This is a genomic window from Priestia sp. GS2 (assembly GCF_036409025.1).
GTDB lineage: Bacteria > Bacillota > Bacilli > Bacillales > Bacillaceae_H > Priestia > Priestia aryabhattai_A.
This window is the reverse complement of sequence record NZ_JAZGJX010000001.1, coordinates 1,525,799-1,544,086: the sequence shown is the minus strand read 5'-3', so window position 1 is coordinate 1,544,086 and position 18,288 is coordinate 1,525,799. Positions and strand designations below refer to the sequence as shown.

The window sequence follows — 18,288 nt, the reverse complement described above, 5'->3', positions numbered from 1 at the left end:
AAATTCTCCTATAGCTATAGAAACGAAATTAATAATCAAAAGGATGGATAAAATATGTGTGGAGAATATGATCATGAACAAGTGATGACAGTATGAGCTATATTAAGCAGGGAACAAAAACGTTTCGCAAAATGAGCTTTGCATTTTTTGCAGCTGGCTTCAATACTTTTGCCATTCTTTATTGCGCTCAGCCCTTAATGGTAACGTTTACAAACGAATTTGATATTTCACCGACTATCGCAAGCTTGTCGCTATCCATCACAACTATTACCCTCGCCATCAGTATGCTTGTCTTTGGTTCTCTTTCTGAAGTATGGGGCCGAAAATCTGTGATGGTTTATTCAATGTTTGCTGCTTCTGCACTTTGCATTTTAACAGCTTTTAGTCCTAATTTTTATGTGTTACTAGTATTTCGTGCACTCGTTGGAATTGCTTTAGCAGGCTTACCGGCCGTTGCAATGGCTTATCTTGGCGAAGAGATTGAAAGAAAAAGCTTAGGTGCAGCCATGGGCTTATACATTAGCGGAAACGCCATTGGAGCCGTAGCGGGGCGTGTCATTTCAGGAGTTGTCAACGACGCAGCAGGCTGGCATTTCTCCATTGGATTAATTGGCATTATTAGCTTAATTGCTACGGTTCTTTTTTGGCGCAGCCTCCCTCATTCTACACACTTTACACCGCGTAGCCTCAATGTCATCAGCTTAGGAAAGTCACTAATTGATCACTTAAAAGACCCTGGCTTACTCTTTTTATTTTGCATTGGCTTTTTACTATTAGGAAGCAATGTTGCTTTGTTCAATTACATTGGCTACGTGCTAACCGCTAAGCCTTACGGACTCAGCGAATCCGTTATCAGCTGGATTTTTATTATCATGATGATTGGAACATTCAGTTCAATTTGGAACGGAAAGCTCATTGATCACCACGGTAAACAGCCAATTCTGCTGATTAATCTACTCGTTGCGTTTGCAGGTGTCTGCCTTACTTTAGAGAGCCACTTACTATTAAAAATTATCGGTATCGGCCTCTTTACTTTTGGCTTTTTCGGCGCTCATTCCATCGCTAGCAGCTGGGTAGGACAGCGAGCCCTGCGCAACAAAGCACAAGCCTCATCTCTATATTTATTTTTATACTATACGGGGTCAAGCGTTGGCGGGACCTTAGGCGGAATATTCTGGTCCCACTACGGCTGGCACGGCGTCATCGGAATGATTGGCGGATTTATACTAACTGCCGGAATATTAACCGCTTGCTTATCAAAAGTAAACGTCAAATCGTCTGTTCTTGTAAAAGCAAATGAAAGCTATTAGAGAAGGTGCTATAAACAGTAAAAAGCTCTGTCATAGTGATTCACAGAGCTTTTTCCGTTTGCTATGGTTTCATATAAGAAAATTAAATTTCTTTGAGAAAGCTTAGTGCTTTGTAAAGTGACTACCTTCTTTTCCGCTTCACACCTCAGATAATAAAAGTATCGAACGATTTCATAATCACTTTTTATACAATAAAGTAGCAGATTTTTCCTCTTTACTCAAACCATTTATCACCGTCGGAAATCCACTTGTTTTGATGCAAGTCCAAGCAAAGGTCGTGGTCGTGGAAGCTAAAGTAACTTGGAAGCTTAATAGAAGAACCACCCGCTTCTAACCAACAGCTATAAAACCAGCTTGCAATAGCCTTATGTTCTGCTTCTTCAACCTCTTCGTTCTCCTCATAAAACTCCCAAAATGCGTCTTCTTCCTCTTCCAATAGATAATTGTAGTTTACTTCTTCACTAATCGTAAAGCTTCCAGCAAACTCATCGCTTCTGCACTCTTCTCCAAACACTTCATTTGCATCACGGTCCATCGAAAACATCGTAATGGACAAATCCAATACCTGTGGAAAAGCAGTAAAGTCGAGCAGATCGATTTCTGAATGGAAGGTAAATTGAGTCACCTTCCTTAGCTCATTCACAACTGACTGTGAATACTTTTCAAGCTCACGCTGGATGTGAGAAGCGTGCTGTTCACTTGTATACATAGAGAAACACCTACTTTTTTATTATATTGAATATTCTACCATATAATTTCGGGAAATATAGCATGATTTGTCGAATTAATATAAGGTATATTTACCTATTTTTATGATAGAATCTAGAAAAAGTATTCTTTATATAGGTATTTAATCTTCATTTTTGTTCTTGAAAGAAAACAAACTTTTATTTTTCAGCCAAAGGCAAACTAATCGAAAGGTTAGGACGCAAAACCTCAGATCTAACGCTTAATAGCTATGATGGCTGGGTTTCCTGATACCGTTGGAGGGGTATTAACGATGAACAGCGAAAGCATGCGTACAGGAAGTATTGGCGCTTCGTACATGAAGCCTCGAATTGTAGCTTTTATTCCAGCTCACAATGAAGAAAAGTCAATCCGAGATTGTTTGGAAGGATTAGGAGATCAACTTTTACCTAATCGAGTAGACTTGGATGTATTTGTAATTGCTGATAACTGCACCGACCGCACAAAAGAACGTGCAGAACAAGCTGCTAAAGACTTTAATTTAAACGTTAAAGTTCTTATTACGGAAAATAATAAACAACGCAAAGTTGGTGCACTGAACACAGCTTGGAAACGTATTTACGGTGATACGCTTGACTTGTATTCTAAAACTCTCACAACTTATCAACAGCTGTATAAAGAATCCATTAAAGCGATATTAGGGATGGATGCAGACAGTCGTCTGGCTCCGCAAGCCCTTATTAACCTTTGGGAAGATTTGATGACATCTCGAAATATTGGTGGTGTAATGGCAAAATATACAATGCGCATGCCCAAAAAGAAAAGCCAGCTGTCTAAAGACGATGTTCAATATGAGCAAAAGTTAGCAAGTGGTGAATACGGTGGCCCACTTACTCGTTGGTGGACCCATCAACAAAAGCAGGACATGGCTAGCTGGCTTTTAGATTTGCAATATCATGGTGGAAGTACGTACGTATTGGGAGGACAAGCAACATTATTTCGACCTGAAGCTTTACAAACAGTTGTTGAACAAAATAACCTCGATGGTCCTTGGCAAAATGATAGTGATGTTGAAGATATGCTGTTAACTTGGCAGCTTCAAAAAGCAAATTGGAAAACGTTAATTAGCCCTTCTGCCAGATGCTTTGTTGACTCCATGCGCTCCTACCATACGTTTCGTGAACAGCGAAACAAATGGAAGTCAGGAACCGTTGATCTGCTTACTAATTCTAACTTAGGTGTTAAAACACGACATAAAGGTAAGCTATGGCGCTCACAGCTAAAAACGCTTAGTGATTTGCTCATTCGCCTTTTATTTGTACTTTTGCTGGCGGTAGCGCTGGCAACAGACCAATTTTATTGGACTTGGATATGGGCTATTCCTATTGGTCTAGCTTCTATTTTAAATGTTATTTTAGCTCTGAAAACCCCAATGCATCGACCCATTGACGTTATTTTATCTGGCTTATTAATCAGCCCTGAAATTTATCTTTGGGTCAATCTCGTTACCTTTAATCAAGTATGGATAGAACGCCTTGCAGCAACTAAAAAAGACGGCTGGGCAAACCAGTATGCTGCTGAAAACGGGAAAACGAAAAGTAAGTTAACACAAGGCTTACTAAGTTTATGCCTATTTATAGCATTTGTTGTAATGTTATGTATCTATTTTAGAGATTTTCTTACATCAACACCTGTACAACAATCAATCTATCCATATTTAATGAATGGATGGATTTTATTAACCTACCTAACTATTTATCAATCCCTTTATATGATTTATCAAATTTGGACGCTTAGAAAGCGAATTGAAGCATAAGTACTCGTGAAACATCATTATGGTAAAAAGCCCAGTTTATTGTTACTGGGCTTTTTTGTAATTTACATATCATTCTACTCTTGGCAAGCTACGGACCAATTGAATGCCAAAAATGTTTTCTCTGCTAGCGGCTCTTTATCATCTTGGATACACATATTTTTTGCATGTATAAATGATTGAAAATTTAAAGTAACTGCTATTACGAAAACTCCAAAAATCATGATGGCTACTGTATAGAATTTTTTACTTTTGCGCACATGGACTCCTCACTTTTCATGCATATTTAACTTGAACTGGTGCCAAGTAGTACTTTATACTCCTCTTCTGAAAACACTTCAATGGAATGTCTTCTTAACAAAGCTGTTGTCACTCCCATTCCTACAACTTGTGTACCTTGAAACACGCCGTTGTAGATCATCGAACTTCCACATGAAGGGCTGCTTTCTTTTAACACCACGACAGTTGCGTTTAGCTCTTTTGCTATTTTAAGTGTTTGGTAAGCTCCTTTTATGTATAAACTCGTCACGTCCCTACCCGACTTTTCAATTACGCTCGCCGTTCCGTCTAACACATCTTCACCGCTTCCTCCAACAATTTCAGCTGGTTCGCGCGGCGTGGTAAAACCTCCTAAAAGCTCTGGACAGACAGGAACGGCTTTTTTCGCGTGAATCAACGATTGTATGACTGACTGTTCACAAGACGTACCGTTATACCGCACCGGCATTCCTGCTAGGCATGAGCTGACTAAAATCATCTGTCTTCCTCCAATTCTTTCAATCTCGTTCTAGAGTTTGTTCTTTTTTCTATTCAGCTTAAAACCTTTTATTCCTTACGTCACTTTAATCCCCGCTCCGCAAAGCGGAATCACGACTTTCTCTGCTGATTCACAATCATATCGCAAATACCCAGCATAATTCGCAGCTGTCGTTGGCTCAACGTAAAATCCTTTTTCAGCAAGCAACGTTCTTGCTTTTTGAATATCTTTTTCACTTACACTAATAACGTCCCCACCTGTATCTCGAATAGCTGATAAAATTTGCTTAGAGCGAGCAGGAGCAGCAATAGCGATTCCTTCTGCTAAAGTAGGCTGTCCTGAGATTGGAGTGGCTGCTTTTTCTCCTCTGTTAAATGCTTGGTGAATTGGAGAACAGTTTTTGGCTTGTACAGCGACAATTTTAGGTACTTTTTCTATTAATCCGTTGTCTTTTAGCTCATTAAACCCATAGTATGCACCTAGAAGCAGCGTTCCGTTTCCAACCGGCACAATGAGTGTGTCTGGCGCTCCGTTTAGCTGCTCCCAAATTTCGTACGCATATGTTTTAGTACCTTCATAGAAATAGGGATTATACACATGACTTGCGTAGAATTTCCCTTCATCGTGAACTGCCTTCTGAGCAGCTGCAGCAACATCTTCTCTCGTTCCGCTTACTTCTCGTATACGCGCTCCGTGAGCTTTTATTTGCGCCACCTTTTTTGGAGACGTACTACTTGAAAGAAAAATATCACAGGCAATGCCGGCTCTTTGGGCGTAGGCTGCAATGGCTGTTCCAGCATTTCCGCTGCTATCAGCAATGACACTTTCTACCTTTAGCTCTTTTGCTTTTGCAATCAATACCGCTGCTCCGCGATCTTTAAAAGAGAGTGTAGGCATCATGTAGTCAACTTTCACATACGTATTGGGTGCGTTTGGTTCCAAGCAAATAAGCGGCGTATTCCCTTCTCCCATCGTTACTTGCTTCCAGGTGTCTGCTGCTTTTGAAAAAGGTAGTGCATCAACATAGCGCCACATCGTTGGCAACTGATGATGAACGCTTGTATGTTGAAAGACTACCTTTTCTTTTAGCAAATCCAACACTCCCCCACACTTGCACTTCCATGGCATGTCCTTTACGGGGTACGTCTGATGACAATCACTGCATATGTAAGCTTCATTCATGAAAATCTCTCCTTTCATTTAACTACCTATATTATACAATAGCAGAAAAATTTCTCGCTTGTTGTCAAATTTTTCTTACCGCGCTAGTATATAGTAATATAGGCGAAAAAAAGGGGAGATTTTATGAGACAAAACCTTGTAAAGCTTGGTTATTTACTAGGTATTTCGTTACTATTGGCAGGAATACTGTATTTCTTTGCATCAAACTGGCAAGGGTTTGACCGCTATACAAAAATCGCCTTGAGCATAGCCATGATGCTGCTATTTTATGGAAGTGGCTTCATTGGTAGAATGCTGTTACCTCATCAAGCGTTTCTTAGTCATTGGCTACTTGTTGCTGGTTCTATTTCATTCGGTTTAAGTACTGCGCTCGTCGGCCAAATCTATAACACGCATGCGGACGCTTATTGGTTATTTTTCATTTGGTTTTTACCGACTGTCCTATTTAGTTTACTTACAAAATATCAGCCATTTTATGTTCTTTCGTTTCTTTTACTTCAGCTCACCATGTACTTTTATATTTCACCTACTGCCGTTTTCCAGCGAACAGAAAATGAAGAAATTTTTCTTTACCTTACAATGGCATTTGTGAACGCACTTATCTTTCTATTCGTAAAAAAGCAACATGTAAAGTCAACTATTGTAATGTACGCTGCTTTTACTATCATTCACTTTATCTTTTTAAGCATTTCACAGCCAAATTATACTGTGTTAAGCGTAAGCGTTTTGATTGCTTACATCGTTCTATTAATTGTGTCACTGTTTTATTTTTCAAAAGTGCAATCACATAAAGGATTGCTAGGAATTTCAATCGTTGCTGCTGCACTGCTCGTTGTTCAGCAAGTTTTGTGGTATCTGTTTGACAACTACAGTGAACTCACCTTATTTTTGGTACTTGGATTTGTGTTTTTATTTGTTGCAGCTAGCGTTTGGTTCATTAACTGGCTTTCTCACCACACCAATGCTCAGCAAAGATCGCTGCGTGTAATTAAACAAATTATTATCATAGGAATTACGGCAATCGCTTCTATTTTAGGTAGCATATCTATCGGTGGGCTTGTAACGCTCTTTAGCGGAGAGTATTCACAAAACTTCATGATGCTGATTGGAACAGCCATTATGCTTTCGTTTTTCTTTATTAAAGCAGCTATTCCAACCGTTAAGTATACCCTTTTTATGACGGGATTTTTAATAAGTGGGGTGTCCGCATTCTTTGTATACGATGTGCTGTTTTTTATCTATCTAGCACTCTTTGTTTCACTTATGTGGTTTGCTAAACAAACATCCTTGCGCGTAGCCATCTACACGCTTGCTCAGCTGTTGATACTTATTAAACTACCAACAACTTATTACGAAGCCATTCAATTTGATTACGTTTTAATTGCGCTTATTCTGTTAAATGTCATCGTGTATTGTTTGACAGCTTCCTTACCTTTTAAAAGAAGCTCGCTTTTGCTTACGTTTATCTTTTCACTTTCCCTTATTGGAAGCGTGAATTCACCTACTTTAAACATAACCTACAGCATCTTGTTCTTTGTGTTTTCTACGGTATTTCTCTTTAAAAGCGTGCGCAGCGGTAAAAAATTTGAGTTTACGGTTTCGATGGTTTTTTGGTTTATCTTTTTAGGAACAAAGTATTATGATTACCTCTGGGACCTTCTTGATAAATCGTTCGCGCTTTTACTATTAGGTGCATTATTTGTTGCATTTAGCTATAAGTTTGACTCTGTGGAAAAGCAACAGCCTTCTTTTATCGATCAACATAAAAAAAGAATCTTATTTATCATTGCTTTACAGCTTGTGATTCTTGGGGGATTGTTTATGAAAAATGAACTACTTCTCCAAAGTGGAAAAGAAGTGAAGCTCGAGCTAGCTCCATTAGATCCGCGTTCACTTTTGCAAGGAGATTATGTGGAATTGAACTATGAGATTTCGGAAATTGAATTAGATGATGTGAAAGACGGTGAACGGATACAGCTTGTACTTCGTAAAAATGAACAAGGGATCTTTGAGTATGCAGAGCATTATAAAACTCATGACAAATGGAATTCTCCTTATCAAGCAAAGAAAGATGATGTTCTCATAACAGGTACGTACTACAGCTGGGGAATCCAGTATGGCATTGAGCATTACTTTATTCCAGAAGGAACCGGTCAAAGAGTAGAACAAGAAGCAAAACATGCTAAAATCAAGGTTGGAAAAAATGGAGATGCGATTTTAGTAGAGGTAACACCATAACCAAGAGAACCATTCCCTGCATTCATTCGGCTAGGGAATGGTTTTTTTACTATTTTTTACCTATTGTGTTAAAATAGTCTATAAAAAGGTGTGAAGTTAATGAGTATCAATACGTATTTAATAAGGTGTTCCTTCATGATTATGCTGATATTTGGCGGTACGTTAATAATTCGCTACGCAAAAACGAACGAAGTGCTGTTGGATTCACTCTTAGCATTTAGTATGGGCGTTCTTTTTCTGATTAGCGCACTTATTTGGCGAAAAAGATGATAAAAAAGCATAGCTAATAAAGGGTAACCTCTTCTTACTCAGCTAGATATTAGATAATTAGGATGAAGCTTTTCATATAGTAAAAAGATATATAATGGAGGTGTATACATAGAGACTCGTAATAAAACTCCCGAAGATGACTAAGAAAGGATGCGTCAAACTGAAATAAAGCAGAATCCGACTGGAAACCTGCGAGACGCTATGCACCGTGCAGAAACCGGAGCTGTAGGCACTGATTGAAAAAGCACAGGAACTCTACTCCTTAGTTTGTTTATTGGATCCTTTATAGCCGCAATTATTCTTAACTAATCTCCATTGAAAAACAACGAATATACATGCTAGAAAACGTGTAGAGACGTCTCTACACGTTTTGCGTTGCTAGCACCTTTTTATAAGTTGATATTTTATGAGTTAACATCTCTTCTGTAGCAATTAAGGTTTGGAGCTGCTCTTGGATCGAGAGGTGATGATTCTCTAAAAGTTCAAGGCGAGCCTGAGCCGTCTTCTCTCCTTCTTTAAAAAGCTCCGCGTACTGTCTTATTTTCGCAAGCGGCATTTTCGTCTCTTTAAGCTTGATCACAAACTTTAGCCACGCTACGTGGTCTGCTGTATATAACCGCTCTCCGCTTGAACTTCGATCAGGCGTAATAATTGATTCTTTCTCATAATACCGTAAAGTGTGCGCGCTGATGTTTAATTCTTCTGATACTTGGCTAATTGTGTACATATATCCGCTCCTCAAAAAAAGTATATTTACGGGTTGACTTAGAGTTAACTCTAAGCAGTATACTCTTTTTATCATTAAAAAACTAGTTATCTCAAGGAGGATTTTTATGAAATATACAGTGATTACGGGCGCAAGCTCAGGAATTGGTTACGAAGCTGCGCTTGAATTTGCAAAAAGAGGGAAGCATTTAATTATCATTGCACGTCGCCAAGACAAGCTTGAAGAATTAAAAACCGCAGTGAAGGATATAAACGCAGAAGCTGATGTTGTGGTCTATACAGCAGACCTAGCCACAGTAGAAAATGCGTATACGCTATACGAAGACTTGAAAAAGTACGAGATTGAAACATGGATTAATAACGCTGGCTTTGGTAATTTTGCATCGGTTGGTGAGCAGGACTTAAACAAAATCGGTAAAATGCTTCACTTAAACATTGAAGCATTGACCATTTTATCTTCACTGTACGTTCGCGATTATGAAAACGTGGAAGGCGCGCAGCTACTCAACATTTCATCAGCTGGTGGATATAACATTGTGCCAAACGCCGTAACGTATTGTGCAACAAAGTTCTACGTAAGCGCGTTTACAGAAGGCCTTGGCCAAGAACTTCAAGGAAAAGGTGCAAAAATGCAGGCAAAGGTATTAGCACCAGCTGCTACTGAAACAGAGTTTGCCGATCGTGCTCGCGGGACTAAAGGATTTGACTACAGGGGAAATGTGCCTCAGTACCACACGGCAAAAGAAATGGCAGGCTTCTTGTTAGACCTATACGATGGAGATAAAATCGTTGGAATTGTAGACGGTCAAACGTATAAATTCGAGCTTCGCAACCCCATTTTCTCCTATGCAGGAAAGCGATAAACAAACAAGCAGCTGAATGATTCAGCTGCTTTTCTATTAGCATAATTGATCAATCAACAAAAGGTACCGGCGTAATGTTGCCTAGTACAACTGGATAATTTGCGCCAGTTGCTTTTGGCGAATTACTTGGATTCTTATGGTACGTTTCGTTCGCTAACAGCGCAAAAGCCACCGCTTCTTTTGCTTCGGATGAATAACCGATTTCCTCTTGTGTTAAAACGGCAATGCTTTCACCTACTAAACTCTTAATCATCTTCATCAGGGTAAGGTTATAGCTTCCGCCACCGCCAATAATGATTTCATCAATATCATGATTTGGTAAAATAAAACGTTGATAATGGTCAACAATTGACCTTGCTGTAAACATTGTTGCAGTTGCGATGATATCTTCACGTGGTACATCAGAGAATGTAGCCAGCAGTTTATCTACGTATTCTTTACCAAACAACTCTCTACCAGTTGATTTCGGAGGAGAGACGTTCATGTAATCATGCTCTAAGCAGTAGCCCAACATTTTTTCGTTCACTTTACCGCTCGCTGCGATTTTTCCTTCTTGATCATAAGGAATAGTAAAGAGCTGTTGGCATAGCTCATCAATGATCATATTTCCTGGTCCCGTATCAAAAGCATACATATCATCAAACAGGGCGTTTTGAGGTAAAACCGTTACGTTCCCAATTCCGCCGATATTTTGAAGCAACCTGCCTTTTTGCTTATCCCTATATAAAATGTATTCTGTGTATGGAACAAGCGGAGCTCCTTGCCCCCCAGCTGCCATATCCATGGTACGGAAATTAGATATAACTGCTGTCTTCGTCTCATAAGCAATTATAGCAGGCTCTCCTATTTGAAGCGTTGAAGCTACCAAATTGTTTTCACTAAAAGGTTGATGATAAATGGTTTGGCCGTGTGAACCGATTAAATCTAGTTTTTCTAGAGGAAAGTTTGCTTTATCACACACTTTTTTTACCGCTTCAGCAAATGCATACCCTAGCTTAAAATTTAGGCTACAGATTAACTGCACATTTGATTTTTCAACTGACAAAGCAGCTTTAATCTCGCGTTCAAGCTCTTTCGAAAAAGGGTATGTGACAAAGTCAATAATAGTTAATTCTGTATTCATGCCGCTGCCTTCTACATGAATAAGCGCTGCGTCAATTCCATCTAAGGATGTTCCAGACATCAGACCAACAATATACACATTAATCTCTCCTTTTTAAATAACCCGATCTGTGTGCAACTCTCCTATTTGTGATGATATCTTAAATCTTTCACCAGCATAAACAGAGATAACGTACTCGAAAGGCTTATTGTTTGTAAGATACGTAACCGTTTTAATCAGCAGTAACGGTGCATTCTCTTTCAAATTTAGATAATTTGCTTCCTGCTCGTTTGCAAGTGTAGCTTCGACTGTTTGTTTCACATTACCAATCTTTACGTTGAAATTTTTTTCAATAAAGTTATGGAGTGAATCTTTAATATTCGCTTCAAGCGTGTAGTCCTTATACTCCACGGGTAAAAAGACTGTTTCAAGGGCTACTGGCACGTCGTCTCCGTAGCGTATTCGCTTAATTGATATCACTTGTGAATCCTCACCCAGCGCTAAATTACGCTTAACTGACTTTGAAGGAATCATTTGCTCAATTGATAAAATATTACTGCTAGGAACTTTTCCTTGCTGCTGCATCAATGATGTAAAGCTAGTAGCCGTGACTAATTTTTGTTCAATTTTTTTATCTAATACAAATGTTCCTACTCCTCTTTCTTTTGCCAAGTACCCTTCATCCACTAATTCTTGAATTCCTTGCCTTACGGTTAATCGACTTACTGAAAATAACTCACAAAGCTTTTTCTCAGAGGGGATAGCATTTCCTGTTTTCCATTCTTTTGAAATAATTTTTTCTTTTATAATTTCTTTAATTTGATAATAGAGAGGAATAGAAGAGCTTTTATTAATCATTTGAAACTCTCCTTTTGTTACGTAGTAATGTTGTGAAATGTTGATTTCAACATTGTCAACGTACTCTTTTTTACTTTTTATGTTTTTCCGTCAATTTAGCAACCGCATCTCTAGACTGGTGTATTTCTTCAATTGTATCTTCAAAGTAATTCGATACGTATGCATAAAACAAGATATCAATTGTTAAGAATTGCGCAATCAACGACGTTGTGGCTGCGCTTCTATTTTTTGCTTCTGGTGCCCGAACGTGGTGCAGTGAAATATCAACCTTATTGGATAGTGTATTATGACCAAATCGTGAAAGTCCCACTGTCGTAATCCCCGACTCTTTCGCAATGTCTACAAGCTGGAGAACTTCTCTTGTCTCACCGCTATTTGATACGCAAAAGAATAGCGCATTTTTGTTGGATGAAGCAAGAGCTGTTGCTGTAATGTGAGAGTCTTGATGAGCACTGATGACCTTTCCAACACGTAGCCACTTGTGAGAAATATCCTCAGCAACTAACCACGAGGCTCCTACACCATATACGTAAATAACCTGCGCTTCTTTAATGGTTTTGATAAGTTCTAAAACAGTTTTTTCCTGTAAGTTTAGAGCCGTTTCTTGAATGACTTGTATGGAATTGGACACAATTTTATCTTTTATAGAATCAATCGTTTCATTTGGTTCTATATCATAAAAGCCTGTTTTTTTATCCGTGGAGATATGGGAAGATAATGATACTTTTAATTCGGCAAAACTTCCAATTTCAATAGAGCGACAAAGTCTTGTTACTGCTGAGCTACTTGCATCAGCCTGTGCTGCCAACTCGTGAATTGTCATTCGAACGACTTGTTCTGGATGATCTAAAATATATTGTGCAACCTTCCGTTCTGATTTCGGGAGCTCGTATAATGAGCTCTCAATTCTTAATAAAACATTTACAACATTCACTACAAATCACTTCCTTAGCTTTCTCTTTTAATCTTGCTACGCGCTAAGTAATAACCGCCTAACGTCGATGATTGGTCTTCTAATACAAATCCTATATCCAACTGATGGCTTTGAATCTCTTTTATAAATGCCTCTTGAACCATAGAGATTTTAGTTAAAATACTTCCTTTAATAGCAATTTTTATACTATCATGAAAACCGCATTTTCGGTAAACAGAAAGCGTTACTTTAGCTAAATGTTCTCCTGCCTTTAACAGTAACGTTTGTGCAAAGTGATTTCCATTTTGTGCATGCTGTACAATTAACGGAACAAAAGCTGCAATTTCTGCTTTTGACGCACTATAGATAAATTTTTTTATGTCAGCAATATTCTCATATTTCAATTGAGTTAAGATATCTTTGCTTAACAAGCTTACAGGCAAACCTTCATCATATTCTCTAGTCATCTGAATAAATGCTTGTAAGGCAATCCAATAACCACTACCTTCATCTCCAAGAATATGTCCCCAACCACCTGAGAGATATCGAGAGCCCTGATGAATACCTACACTTACAGATCCCGTACCTGAAATAGTTAAAATTCCATCTTCGCCTTTTAGGAGTGCAGCATGTGCAATTACCCCATCGTTTACGATTTCTAGAGGAACTTTAAACACTCCTTTTAAGGTTTCCTTTATCTTTTCCTTATGTTTAAAGCCTTCATACCCAGCAAGGCCCATATAAATAAAAGCGCAGTTGCCGTGAGGTAGTACCGACAAACATTTGTTTACAGCAGCAATAATATTAGAAGTAGCTTGTTCCTCATTGATTAATAAATTTCCATACCCAGCTTCTCCCTGGCTAAGTACCTTTCCATCTAAGGTGTAAGCAACCGCCTCTGTTTTTGTGCCTCCACCATCAACCCCAATAATAAAGTCCACGTTATCTTCTCCTTTTATATAATGAAAAGCGGAAGGAAATCTTTATTTTCCCCTCCGCATCATCACAGTGAAACACATTTGATTCTATCTGATTGAGAATGCAAACTTCCCCCAAGGCTCTAAATAATCAAGCAAAAAGATTTCCTCTTCCACTATGCGACCCACAACATTTGTTTTCCCAGAGTTCTCCATGTCCTGTAGTGCGATCTGCAACTCACCTTTATACTGGCCGTAAAGCTCGTTTTCGATTAGTATATCGCCTCGCTTAATAGGAGGTGTATAAGTAGGTTTGAACTCTTCTGCTTTATATTTCACGCGTGACTGAGTAGAGCGAATAAGATAATCAGACACGTCGCCACGGTAAAAATGCGGCTCTTCTAAAACGATTTTTTTCTCTAAGTCCGTAATCGTTTCATGCAACTGGATAGCAAAAGTTAGCTTTTCTTTGTTGATTTCACTCAGAGCCTGTAACTCTTCTTCAGAAGCATAAGCATTGGCAATGATCACTTCATCGATGAGACCAGTAGCATATAAGTGCTTTGCTTGCGTAACAATCGGCAGTTCTCGGTGCATCTCCACCGTGCATAACCCTTCTGTCACTGGCCAAGGACCGAAAGTAGCATCATGTGAACTAATAAAAGCAGCGGTAGGAATATTATGTTCCTTAAACTGTTTGCTACATTTGACAAAGTGTTTATAGCTTAACCCTGCATAGCGGTGTGGATAAAAGTTATGCGAGCCTACTAAGTTGCTTACTTTTGGCTTGTAGGCCATAATGTTATCCAAATAGCTTGTAGCGTTGCTCATAGGAATTTCAATTTTCAAATCATAGGGATTATACGTCATCATGGATTCTTCATTTCCTGTAAAACCCATGTCTAAGCGCAAGCCCCAAACGCCTAACTCGTGAAAGAAGGACAAGTCATTGTAAGAAATGCCAAGCTGATTAAAAATACGAGGAGCAATGTCCACCATCACTTCCATACCCAGCTCGTTAGCATAATCGATGCTTTCTTTAAAGCTCTTCATGACTTTCTCTTTATCCCCTTCTACTGAAAGTAAGCAGGTGAAGATTTTTTTAAATCCGTACTGATGTGCCAAAGCAATGTACGCTTTATCTTTTTCTACCGTTGAATGTTCCGGATAAATGGAAATACCTAGTTTTTTCATTGCTGATTCCGCCTCTCCTGATATGCTTTTTGCTTATGTACGAGATACTTTTTTGACGATTCGAATCATATGTTCAATCAACTTTTGTTCACTGATAGCCGTCATTAAGTGATCTTGAGCGTGAATCATGAGCAGCGTTTTATCTGCAGGGTTCCCATTAAGCTCTGCTTGAATAAGCTTTGTTTGCGTTTTATGCGCTAATCCTAGTTCATCTGACGCTTCTTTAATCAAACGTTCTGCATCTTCAAACTTTAGCTCTTCAGCCGCTTCAAGCGCTTCATACGCTAAGCTTCGTGCGTTTCCTGCGTGTGAGATAATCTCAAAGATTTCCATTTCGTTGTTATGGCTTAATTCTGTTGTCATTGGTGAATCCCCCTAAAGTTATCATTTTAATAATATGAGTGAAAAACCTAATCAAGTTAGGAGCTATTAGTTTTGTTTAACATGCTCTTTTGATTGATTAAAAAAGGCTGGTAAATACGGTTCATGTGCTTCTAAAAGAGACTGAAGCACGCGCTCAGCCATCTCATCACTTGGAATTAATGGGTTGATTGTTAATGCTAGCAATGCCTTTTCATACGAGCCGGTAACGGCTGCTTCTGCACCGAGTCTCTCAAATGATTTAATTTGCTGTACAAGACCTTGAAGGTGTACAGGCAATTCTCCAATCGTAATAGGAATTGGACCATTTTTTGTCACAATGCAGTTAACTTCTACTGCTGATAAATAGTCAATCTGTTGAATCGCACCTTTATTTTGCACGTTTAATACTTGAACATCTTTTTTATCATTATAAATAGAAGAGATAACGTTACAAGCTGCATCGCTATAGTAAGCACCACCACGCTGCTCTAACTGTGGAGGCTTGATGGTTAAGGTAGGATCTTTATAAAGCTCAAACAATTCTTCTTCTAATTTTTTCACAACTTCTGCTCTTGTTTTACCATTCTTAAACGCTTCCAATTCTTCATCCAATATATCCTTAGTTTTGTAGTAGTAGCGGTGATATGGACATGGTACAGCTCCCAATGCTTTTAAGAACTGCTGATTCCATGGAAGCGGAGCAATATTTTTCATGCTTAATTGAATAGTTGGGTCCCCGAGCATCTCAAGAACTTTTTCTGTAACATCTTGGTCATCTAAGTAGACATGTAATCCAAAAAGCATATGGTTTAAGCCGGCAAATTCAATATAGACACGCTCCATCTCAACATCTAGCATTTTAGAAATAGATAGGTGCATATTAAACGGGACGTTGCATACGCCAATAACTTTCTTGTGAGCGCTATAGCGTAAAAGAGCTTCCGTTACCATTCCGGCTGGATTTGTAAAATTAATAAGCCATGCATCTGGACAAAGTTCCTGCATTTCTTCCGTAATTTCTAGAAGTATAGGAATTGTTCTCAATCCTTTAAACAACCCACCAGCACCGTTTGTTTCTTGACCAATCATTCCCATCTCAAGCGGAATGCGCTCGTCTTTTATTCGTGCATCCAGTAAACCAACCCTCATTTGAGTTGTGACAAAATCTGCATTCTTTAGCGCTTGACGGCGATCTAGCGTGATATGTACATCAATAGGAACGCCCGCTTTCTTTACCATTCTCTTCGCTAATTCCCCTACAATTTCAAGCTTTTCTTTTCCTGCTTCGATATCTACTAGCCATAATTCTTTGATTGGCAGCTCATGATATCGTTTAATGAATCCTTCTACTAGCTCTGGCGTATAGCTAGAGCCTCCTCCAATTGTAACGACTTTAAGCCCTTTGTCCATCCTTGACACCCCTTGTTTTTCATTTATAAACAATAAAATAACCAGCTATTGCACTTAAAAACAGCAATGAGAAAAATAAGGTATAACACTGCTTCTTACCTTTGATCTTACCTTCAACAACACTAAGAATGAACGTTAAACTGCCGCTAATGGCAAACATGTTACCAATATAAAGAGCATGATTATACCCAACACCCAGCGCGTTCATGACATAGTTAAAAATAAGATTAAAGATAAGAATAAAACCAAAAAATAAAAATGCACTTCTATAGCTAAAAAAATGAATCCCAGATGTATTGTTCACCGTTTCCTCCCCTAAACTCAACATAGGAAGTATGAAGTAAACATTCATACTTCCTATCGTTTCATTTATAAAGCAATATTATTTTCTTTCGATGTCTCAATCGTTCCCTCTTGTTCAACTAACTTTCTATCATACATTTTAAAGAATGGAAGATAGATAAAGAACGAGATTGCAATATTAGTTAAACATAAAACAATCGCTCGCCAATCTCCTCCCGTTGACAAGTATGCACCAATTGGAGCTGGTAACGTCCACGGCACCATTACATATGTTGGATTTACTAGACCCATAGCCGTTGCAACGTAAGCTACTGTTGCGCCAACTAAAGGCGTAACAATAAATGGGATAATTAAAATTGGATTTAATACGATTGGCGTTCCGAAAATAACCGGTTCGTTAATGTTAAAAATACTAGGAATGATAGTTGCTCTTCCTAAAGTCTTACTGTATTTTGATTTCGCCGCAATTAGCATTGCTAATACTAAACCAATCGTTGCACCAGATCCTCCAATCCAAATAAACCATTGGAAAAATGTTTCAGGTGCTACGTGAGGAATCGCTTTTCCAGCTGCTACTGCTGCAGAGTTGTTCGCTAGGTAAACTTCCCATACCGGTCTAGCTACTGCACCTACAACCGATACGCCATGAATACCAAATGACCAGAAGAACGTGATTAAGAATACTGGAATCAATACGCCAGGAAGCGTATCTCCCGCTTTAATTAGCGGTGCTACTGCTTTATCTACCAGCGAATGCATGTCGATGTTAAACGTAACCGTAATAATCGTCATGATAACCAGTACAATGGTTACTGGTATTAAAGCTTCGAATGAACGTGCTACTGATGTAGGTACTGAATCAGGCATTTTAATCGTGACATTTTTTGCTTTACAGAACCTCAACACTTCAACAGAAAAGATTGAAACAAGCATTCCAACGAACAAACCGTGTCCTCCTAGATTTGTCATTGGCAATACGAACCCAATGTTTTCCACTGTTTCAATACCTATTGTGAATAGGAAAGATGCTACTGATAAAAGACCGCCAGATAGCGGATCTAGTTTATAGCTTTGCGAAAGGCTATACCCAATACCAAACGTTATGTATAGCGTCATGATAAACATCGTTAAGCGATATGGAATTAAGATTTCCGCTGCGTGTTTAGCTGCCCATTCCCCTAATGCTGAATCAGCTGCAACTGGTGGAAATGCGATGATAAGAAACAAGCTTCCAAAAATGATAAACGGTAAAGCCGAAACTACCCCATCCCTTATCGCTCGCAAGTGCTTTTGTTCAGATAATTTAGCCATAGGCGTTGATAAATTATTCTCTAAAAAAGCAACAAACTTGTTCATGTATTGTTTTCCCCTTTGTTTAATTA

General features: G+C 38.7%; 19 protein-coding genes and 1 riboswitch. Of the genes, 6 read left to right on the top strand and 13 right to left on the bottom strand.

Annotation, left to right across the window (positions count from 1 at the left end; genetic code table 11):
• Window positions 1–92 precede the first annotated feature (92 nt).
• Window positions 93–1,310 carry an MFS transporter gene (locus tag V2145_RS07995; protein ID WP_330987511.1) on the top strand — a complete coding sequence of 406 codons (1,218 nt, stop codon included), beginning with the start codon at window positions 93–95 and terminating at the stop codon, window positions 1,308–1,310.
• Window positions 1,311–1,524: 214 nt separating this feature from the next.
• Here the strand turns inward: V2145_RS07995 and V2145_RS07990 are convergent, their stop codons facing one another.
• Window positions 1,525–2,019 carry a hypothetical protein gene (locus V2145_RS07990; RefSeq protein ID WP_311857878.1) on the bottom strand — a complete coding sequence of 165 codons (495 nt, stop codon included), beginning with the start codon at window positions 2,017–2,019 and terminating at the stop codon, window positions 1,525–1,527.
• Between the two features lie 184 nt (window positions 2,020–2,203).
• Window positions 2,204–2,288, top strand: a riboswitch (cyclic di-GMP riboswitch).
• 22 nt (window positions 2,289–2,310) lie between these two features.
• Here V2145_RS07990 and V2145_RS07985 point away from each other — a divergent pair.
• Window positions 2,311–3,813: a glycosyltransferase family 2 protein gene (locus tag V2145_RS07985; protein ID WP_330987510.1), complete on the top strand. Its 1,503-nt coding sequence runs from the start codon at window positions 2,311–2,313 to the stop codon at window positions 3,811–3,813.
• A 283-nt stretch (window positions 3,814–4,096) separates the two neighbouring features.
• Here V2145_RS07985 and V2145_RS07980 read toward each other — a convergent pair whose 3' ends face one another.
• Together V2145_RS07980 and V2145_RS07975 are read right to left on the bottom strand one after the other, a co-directional pair.
• On the bottom strand, window positions 4,097–4,567 hold the full coding sequence (locus tag V2145_RS07980) for a DUF523 domain-containing protein (protein WP_094910243.1): 471 nt from the start codon (window positions 4,565–4,567) through the stop codon (window positions 4,097–4,099).
• A gap of 75 nt (window positions 4,568–4,642) precedes the next feature.
• A complete protein-coding gene (locus V2145_RS07975; protein ID WP_330987509.1) occupies window positions 4,643–5,749 on the bottom strand; it encodes a threonine synthase in 1,107 nt (368 codons plus the stop codon).
• Between the two features lie 123 nt (window positions 5,750–5,872).
• Between V2145_RS07975 and V2145_RS07970 the strand changes: the two genes are divergently transcribed.
• The 3 genes from V2145_RS07970 to V2145_RS07960 all read left to right on the top strand — a co-directional run bounded on the left by V2145_RS07970 (window position 5,873) and on the right by V2145_RS07960 (window position 8,497).
• Window positions 5,873–7,987: a GDYXXLXY domain-containing protein gene (locus V2145_RS07970; RefSeq protein ID WP_330987508.1), complete on the top strand. Its 2,115-nt coding sequence runs from the start codon at window positions 5,873–5,875 to the stop codon at window positions 7,985–7,987.
• Window positions 7,988–8,122: 135 nt separating this feature from the next.
• Entirely contained in the window at window positions 8,123–8,257 is a 135-nt protein-coding gene (locus tag V2145_RS07965) for a hypothetical protein (RefSeq protein ID WP_256993274.1), read from the top strand.
• Window positions 8,258–8,407: 150 nt separating this feature from the next.
• Window positions 8,408–8,497 (top strand): DUF6366 family protein, encoded by a 90-nt coding sequence (locus tag V2145_RS07960; RefSeq protein WP_256993275.1) that lies wholly within the window; start codon window positions 8,408–8,410, stop codon window positions 8,495–8,497.
• Between the two features lie 121 nt (window positions 8,498–8,618).
• Here the strand turns inward: V2145_RS07960 and V2145_RS07955 are convergent, their stop codons facing one another.
• Entirely contained in the window at window positions 8,619–8,984 is a 366-nt protein-coding gene (locus V2145_RS07955) for a MerR family transcriptional regulator (protein ID WP_330987507.1), read from the bottom strand.
• A 106-nt stretch (window positions 8,985–9,090) separates the two neighbouring features.
• Here V2145_RS07955 and V2145_RS07950 point away from each other — a divergent pair, with 106 nt between their 5' ends.
• Complete coding sequence (locus tag V2145_RS07950) at window positions 9,091–9,846, top strand: SDR family NAD(P)-dependent oxidoreductase (RefSeq protein WP_330987506.1); 756 nt, start codon at window positions 9,091–9,093, stop codon at window positions 9,844–9,846.
• 49 nt (window positions 9,847–9,895) lie between these two features.
• On the opposite strand, the gene anmK is transcribed toward V2145_RS07950, so the two are convergent.
• The 9 genes from anmK to V2145_RS07905 all read right to left on the bottom strand — a co-directional run bounded on the left by anmK (window position 9,896) and on the right by V2145_RS07905 (window position 18,262).
• On the bottom strand, window positions 9,896–11,047 hold the full coding sequence (gene anmK, locus V2145_RS07945) for an anhydro-N-acetylmuramic acid kinase AnmK (protein ID WP_330987505.1): 1,152 nt from the start codon (window positions 11,045–11,047) through the stop codon (window positions 9,896–9,898).
• A 15-nt stretch (window positions 11,048–11,062) separates the two neighbouring features.
• Complete coding sequence (locus V2145_RS07940) at window positions 11,063–11,806, bottom strand: GntR family transcriptional regulator (RefSeq protein ID WP_330987504.1); 744 nt, start codon at window positions 11,804–11,806, stop codon at window positions 11,063–11,065.
• Window positions 11,807–11,876: 70 nt separating this feature from the next.
• Window positions 11,877–12,740 (bottom strand): MurR/RpiR family transcriptional regulator, encoded by an 864-nt coding sequence (locus tag V2145_RS07935; protein ID WP_094910249.1) that lies wholly within the window; start codon window positions 12,738–12,740, stop codon window positions 11,877–11,879.
• A 14-nt stretch (window positions 12,741–12,754) separates the two neighbouring features.
• A complete protein-coding gene (locus V2145_RS07930) occupies window positions 12,755–13,660 on the bottom strand; it encodes an N-acetylglucosamine kinase (RefSeq protein WP_094910250.1) in 906 nt (301 codons plus the stop codon).
• Between the two features lie 84 nt (window positions 13,661–13,744).
• The gene (locus V2145_RS07925) at window positions 13,745–14,830 is read right to left on the bottom strand and encodes a DUF871 domain-containing protein (RefSeq protein ID WP_094910251.1); all 1,086 of its coding nucleotides are present in this window, start codon (window positions 14,828–14,830) and stop codon (window positions 13,745–13,747) included.
• A gap of 33 nt (window positions 14,831–14,863) precedes the next feature.
• Entirely contained in the window at window positions 14,864–15,193 is a 330-nt protein-coding gene (locus V2145_RS07920) for a PTS lactose/cellobiose transporter subunit IIA (RefSeq protein WP_094910252.1), read from the bottom strand.
• Window positions 15,194–15,259: 66 nt separating this feature from the next.
• Window positions 15,260–16,603 (bottom strand): 6-phospho-beta-glucosidase, encoded by a 1,344-nt coding sequence (locus V2145_RS07915; protein WP_330987503.1) that lies wholly within the window; start codon window positions 16,601–16,603, stop codon window positions 15,260–15,262.
• A gap of 19 nt (window positions 16,604–16,622) precedes the next feature.
• Window positions 16,623–16,907, bottom strand: coding sequence for a hypothetical protein (locus V2145_RS07910; RefSeq protein WP_094910254.1), 285 nt, complete (start codon window positions 16,905–16,907; stop codon window positions 16,623–16,625).
• A gap of 65 nt (window positions 16,908–16,972) precedes the next feature.
• Window positions 16,973–18,262: a PTS sugar transporter subunit IIC gene (locus tag V2145_RS07905; RefSeq protein WP_094910255.1), complete on the bottom strand. Its 1,290-nt coding sequence runs from the start codon at window positions 18,260–18,262 to the stop codon at window positions 16,973–16,975.
• Between the last annotated feature and the right edge of the window lie 26 nt (window positions 18,263–18,288).

Bases quoted from the DNA above. Each gene is read 5' to 3' on its own strand.
- V2145_RS07995 (WP_330987511.1), top strand. From the start codon at position 93: ATGAGCTATATTAAGCAGGGAACAAAAACGTTTCGCAAAATGAGCTTT.
- V2145_RS07990 (WP_311857878.1), bottom strand. From the start codon at position 2,019: ATGTATACAAGTGAACAGCACGCTTCTCACATCCAGCGTGAGCTTGAA.
- V2145_RS07985 (WP_330987510.1), top strand. From the start codon at position 2,311: ATGAACAGCGAAAGCATGCGTACAGGAAGTATTGGCGCTTCGTACATG.
- V2145_RS07980 (WP_094910243.1), bottom strand. From the start codon at position 4,567: ATGATTTTAGTCAGCTCATGCCTAGCAGGAATGCCGGTGCGGTATAAC.
- V2145_RS07975 (WP_330987509.1), bottom strand. From the start codon at position 5,749: ATGAATGAAGCTTACATATGCAGTGATTGTCATCAGACGTACCCCGTA.
- V2145_RS07970 (WP_330987508.1), top strand. From the start codon at position 5,873: ATGAGACAAAACCTTGTAAAGCTTGGTTATTTACTAGGTATTTCGTTA.
- V2145_RS07965 (WP_256993274.1), top strand. From the start codon at position 8,123: ATGATTATGCTGATATTTGGCGGTACGTTAATAATTCGCTACGCAAAA.
- V2145_RS07960 (WP_256993275.1), top strand. From the start codon at position 8,408: ATGCGTCAAACTGAAATAAAGCAGAATCCGACTGGAAACCTGCGAGAC.
- V2145_RS07955 (WP_330987507.1), bottom strand. From the start codon at position 8,984: ATGTACACAATTAGCCAAGTATCAGAAGAATTAAACATCAGCGCGCAC.
- V2145_RS07950 (WP_330987506.1), top strand. From the start codon at position 9,091: ATGAAATATACAGTGATTACGGGCGCAAGCTCAGGAATTGGTTACGAA.
- V2145_RS07940 (WP_330987504.1), bottom strand. From the start codon at position 11,806: ATGATTAATAAAAGCTCTTCTATTCCTCTCTATTATCAAATTAAAGAA.
- V2145_RS07925 (WP_094910251.1), bottom strand. From the start codon at position 14,830: ATGAAAAAACTAGGTATTTCCATTTATCCGGAACATTCAACGGTAGAA.
- V2145_RS07920 (WP_094910252.1), bottom strand. From the start codon at position 15,193: ATGACAACAGAATTAAGCCATAACAACGAAATGGAAATCTTTGAGATT.
- V2145_RS07915 (WP_330987503.1), bottom strand. From the start codon at position 16,603: ATGGACAAAGGGCTTAAAGTCGTTACAATTGGAGGAGGCTCTAGCTAT.
- V2145_RS07905 (WP_094910255.1), bottom strand. From the start codon at position 18,262: ATGAACAAGTTTGTTGCTTTTTTAGAGAATAATTTATCAACGCCTATG.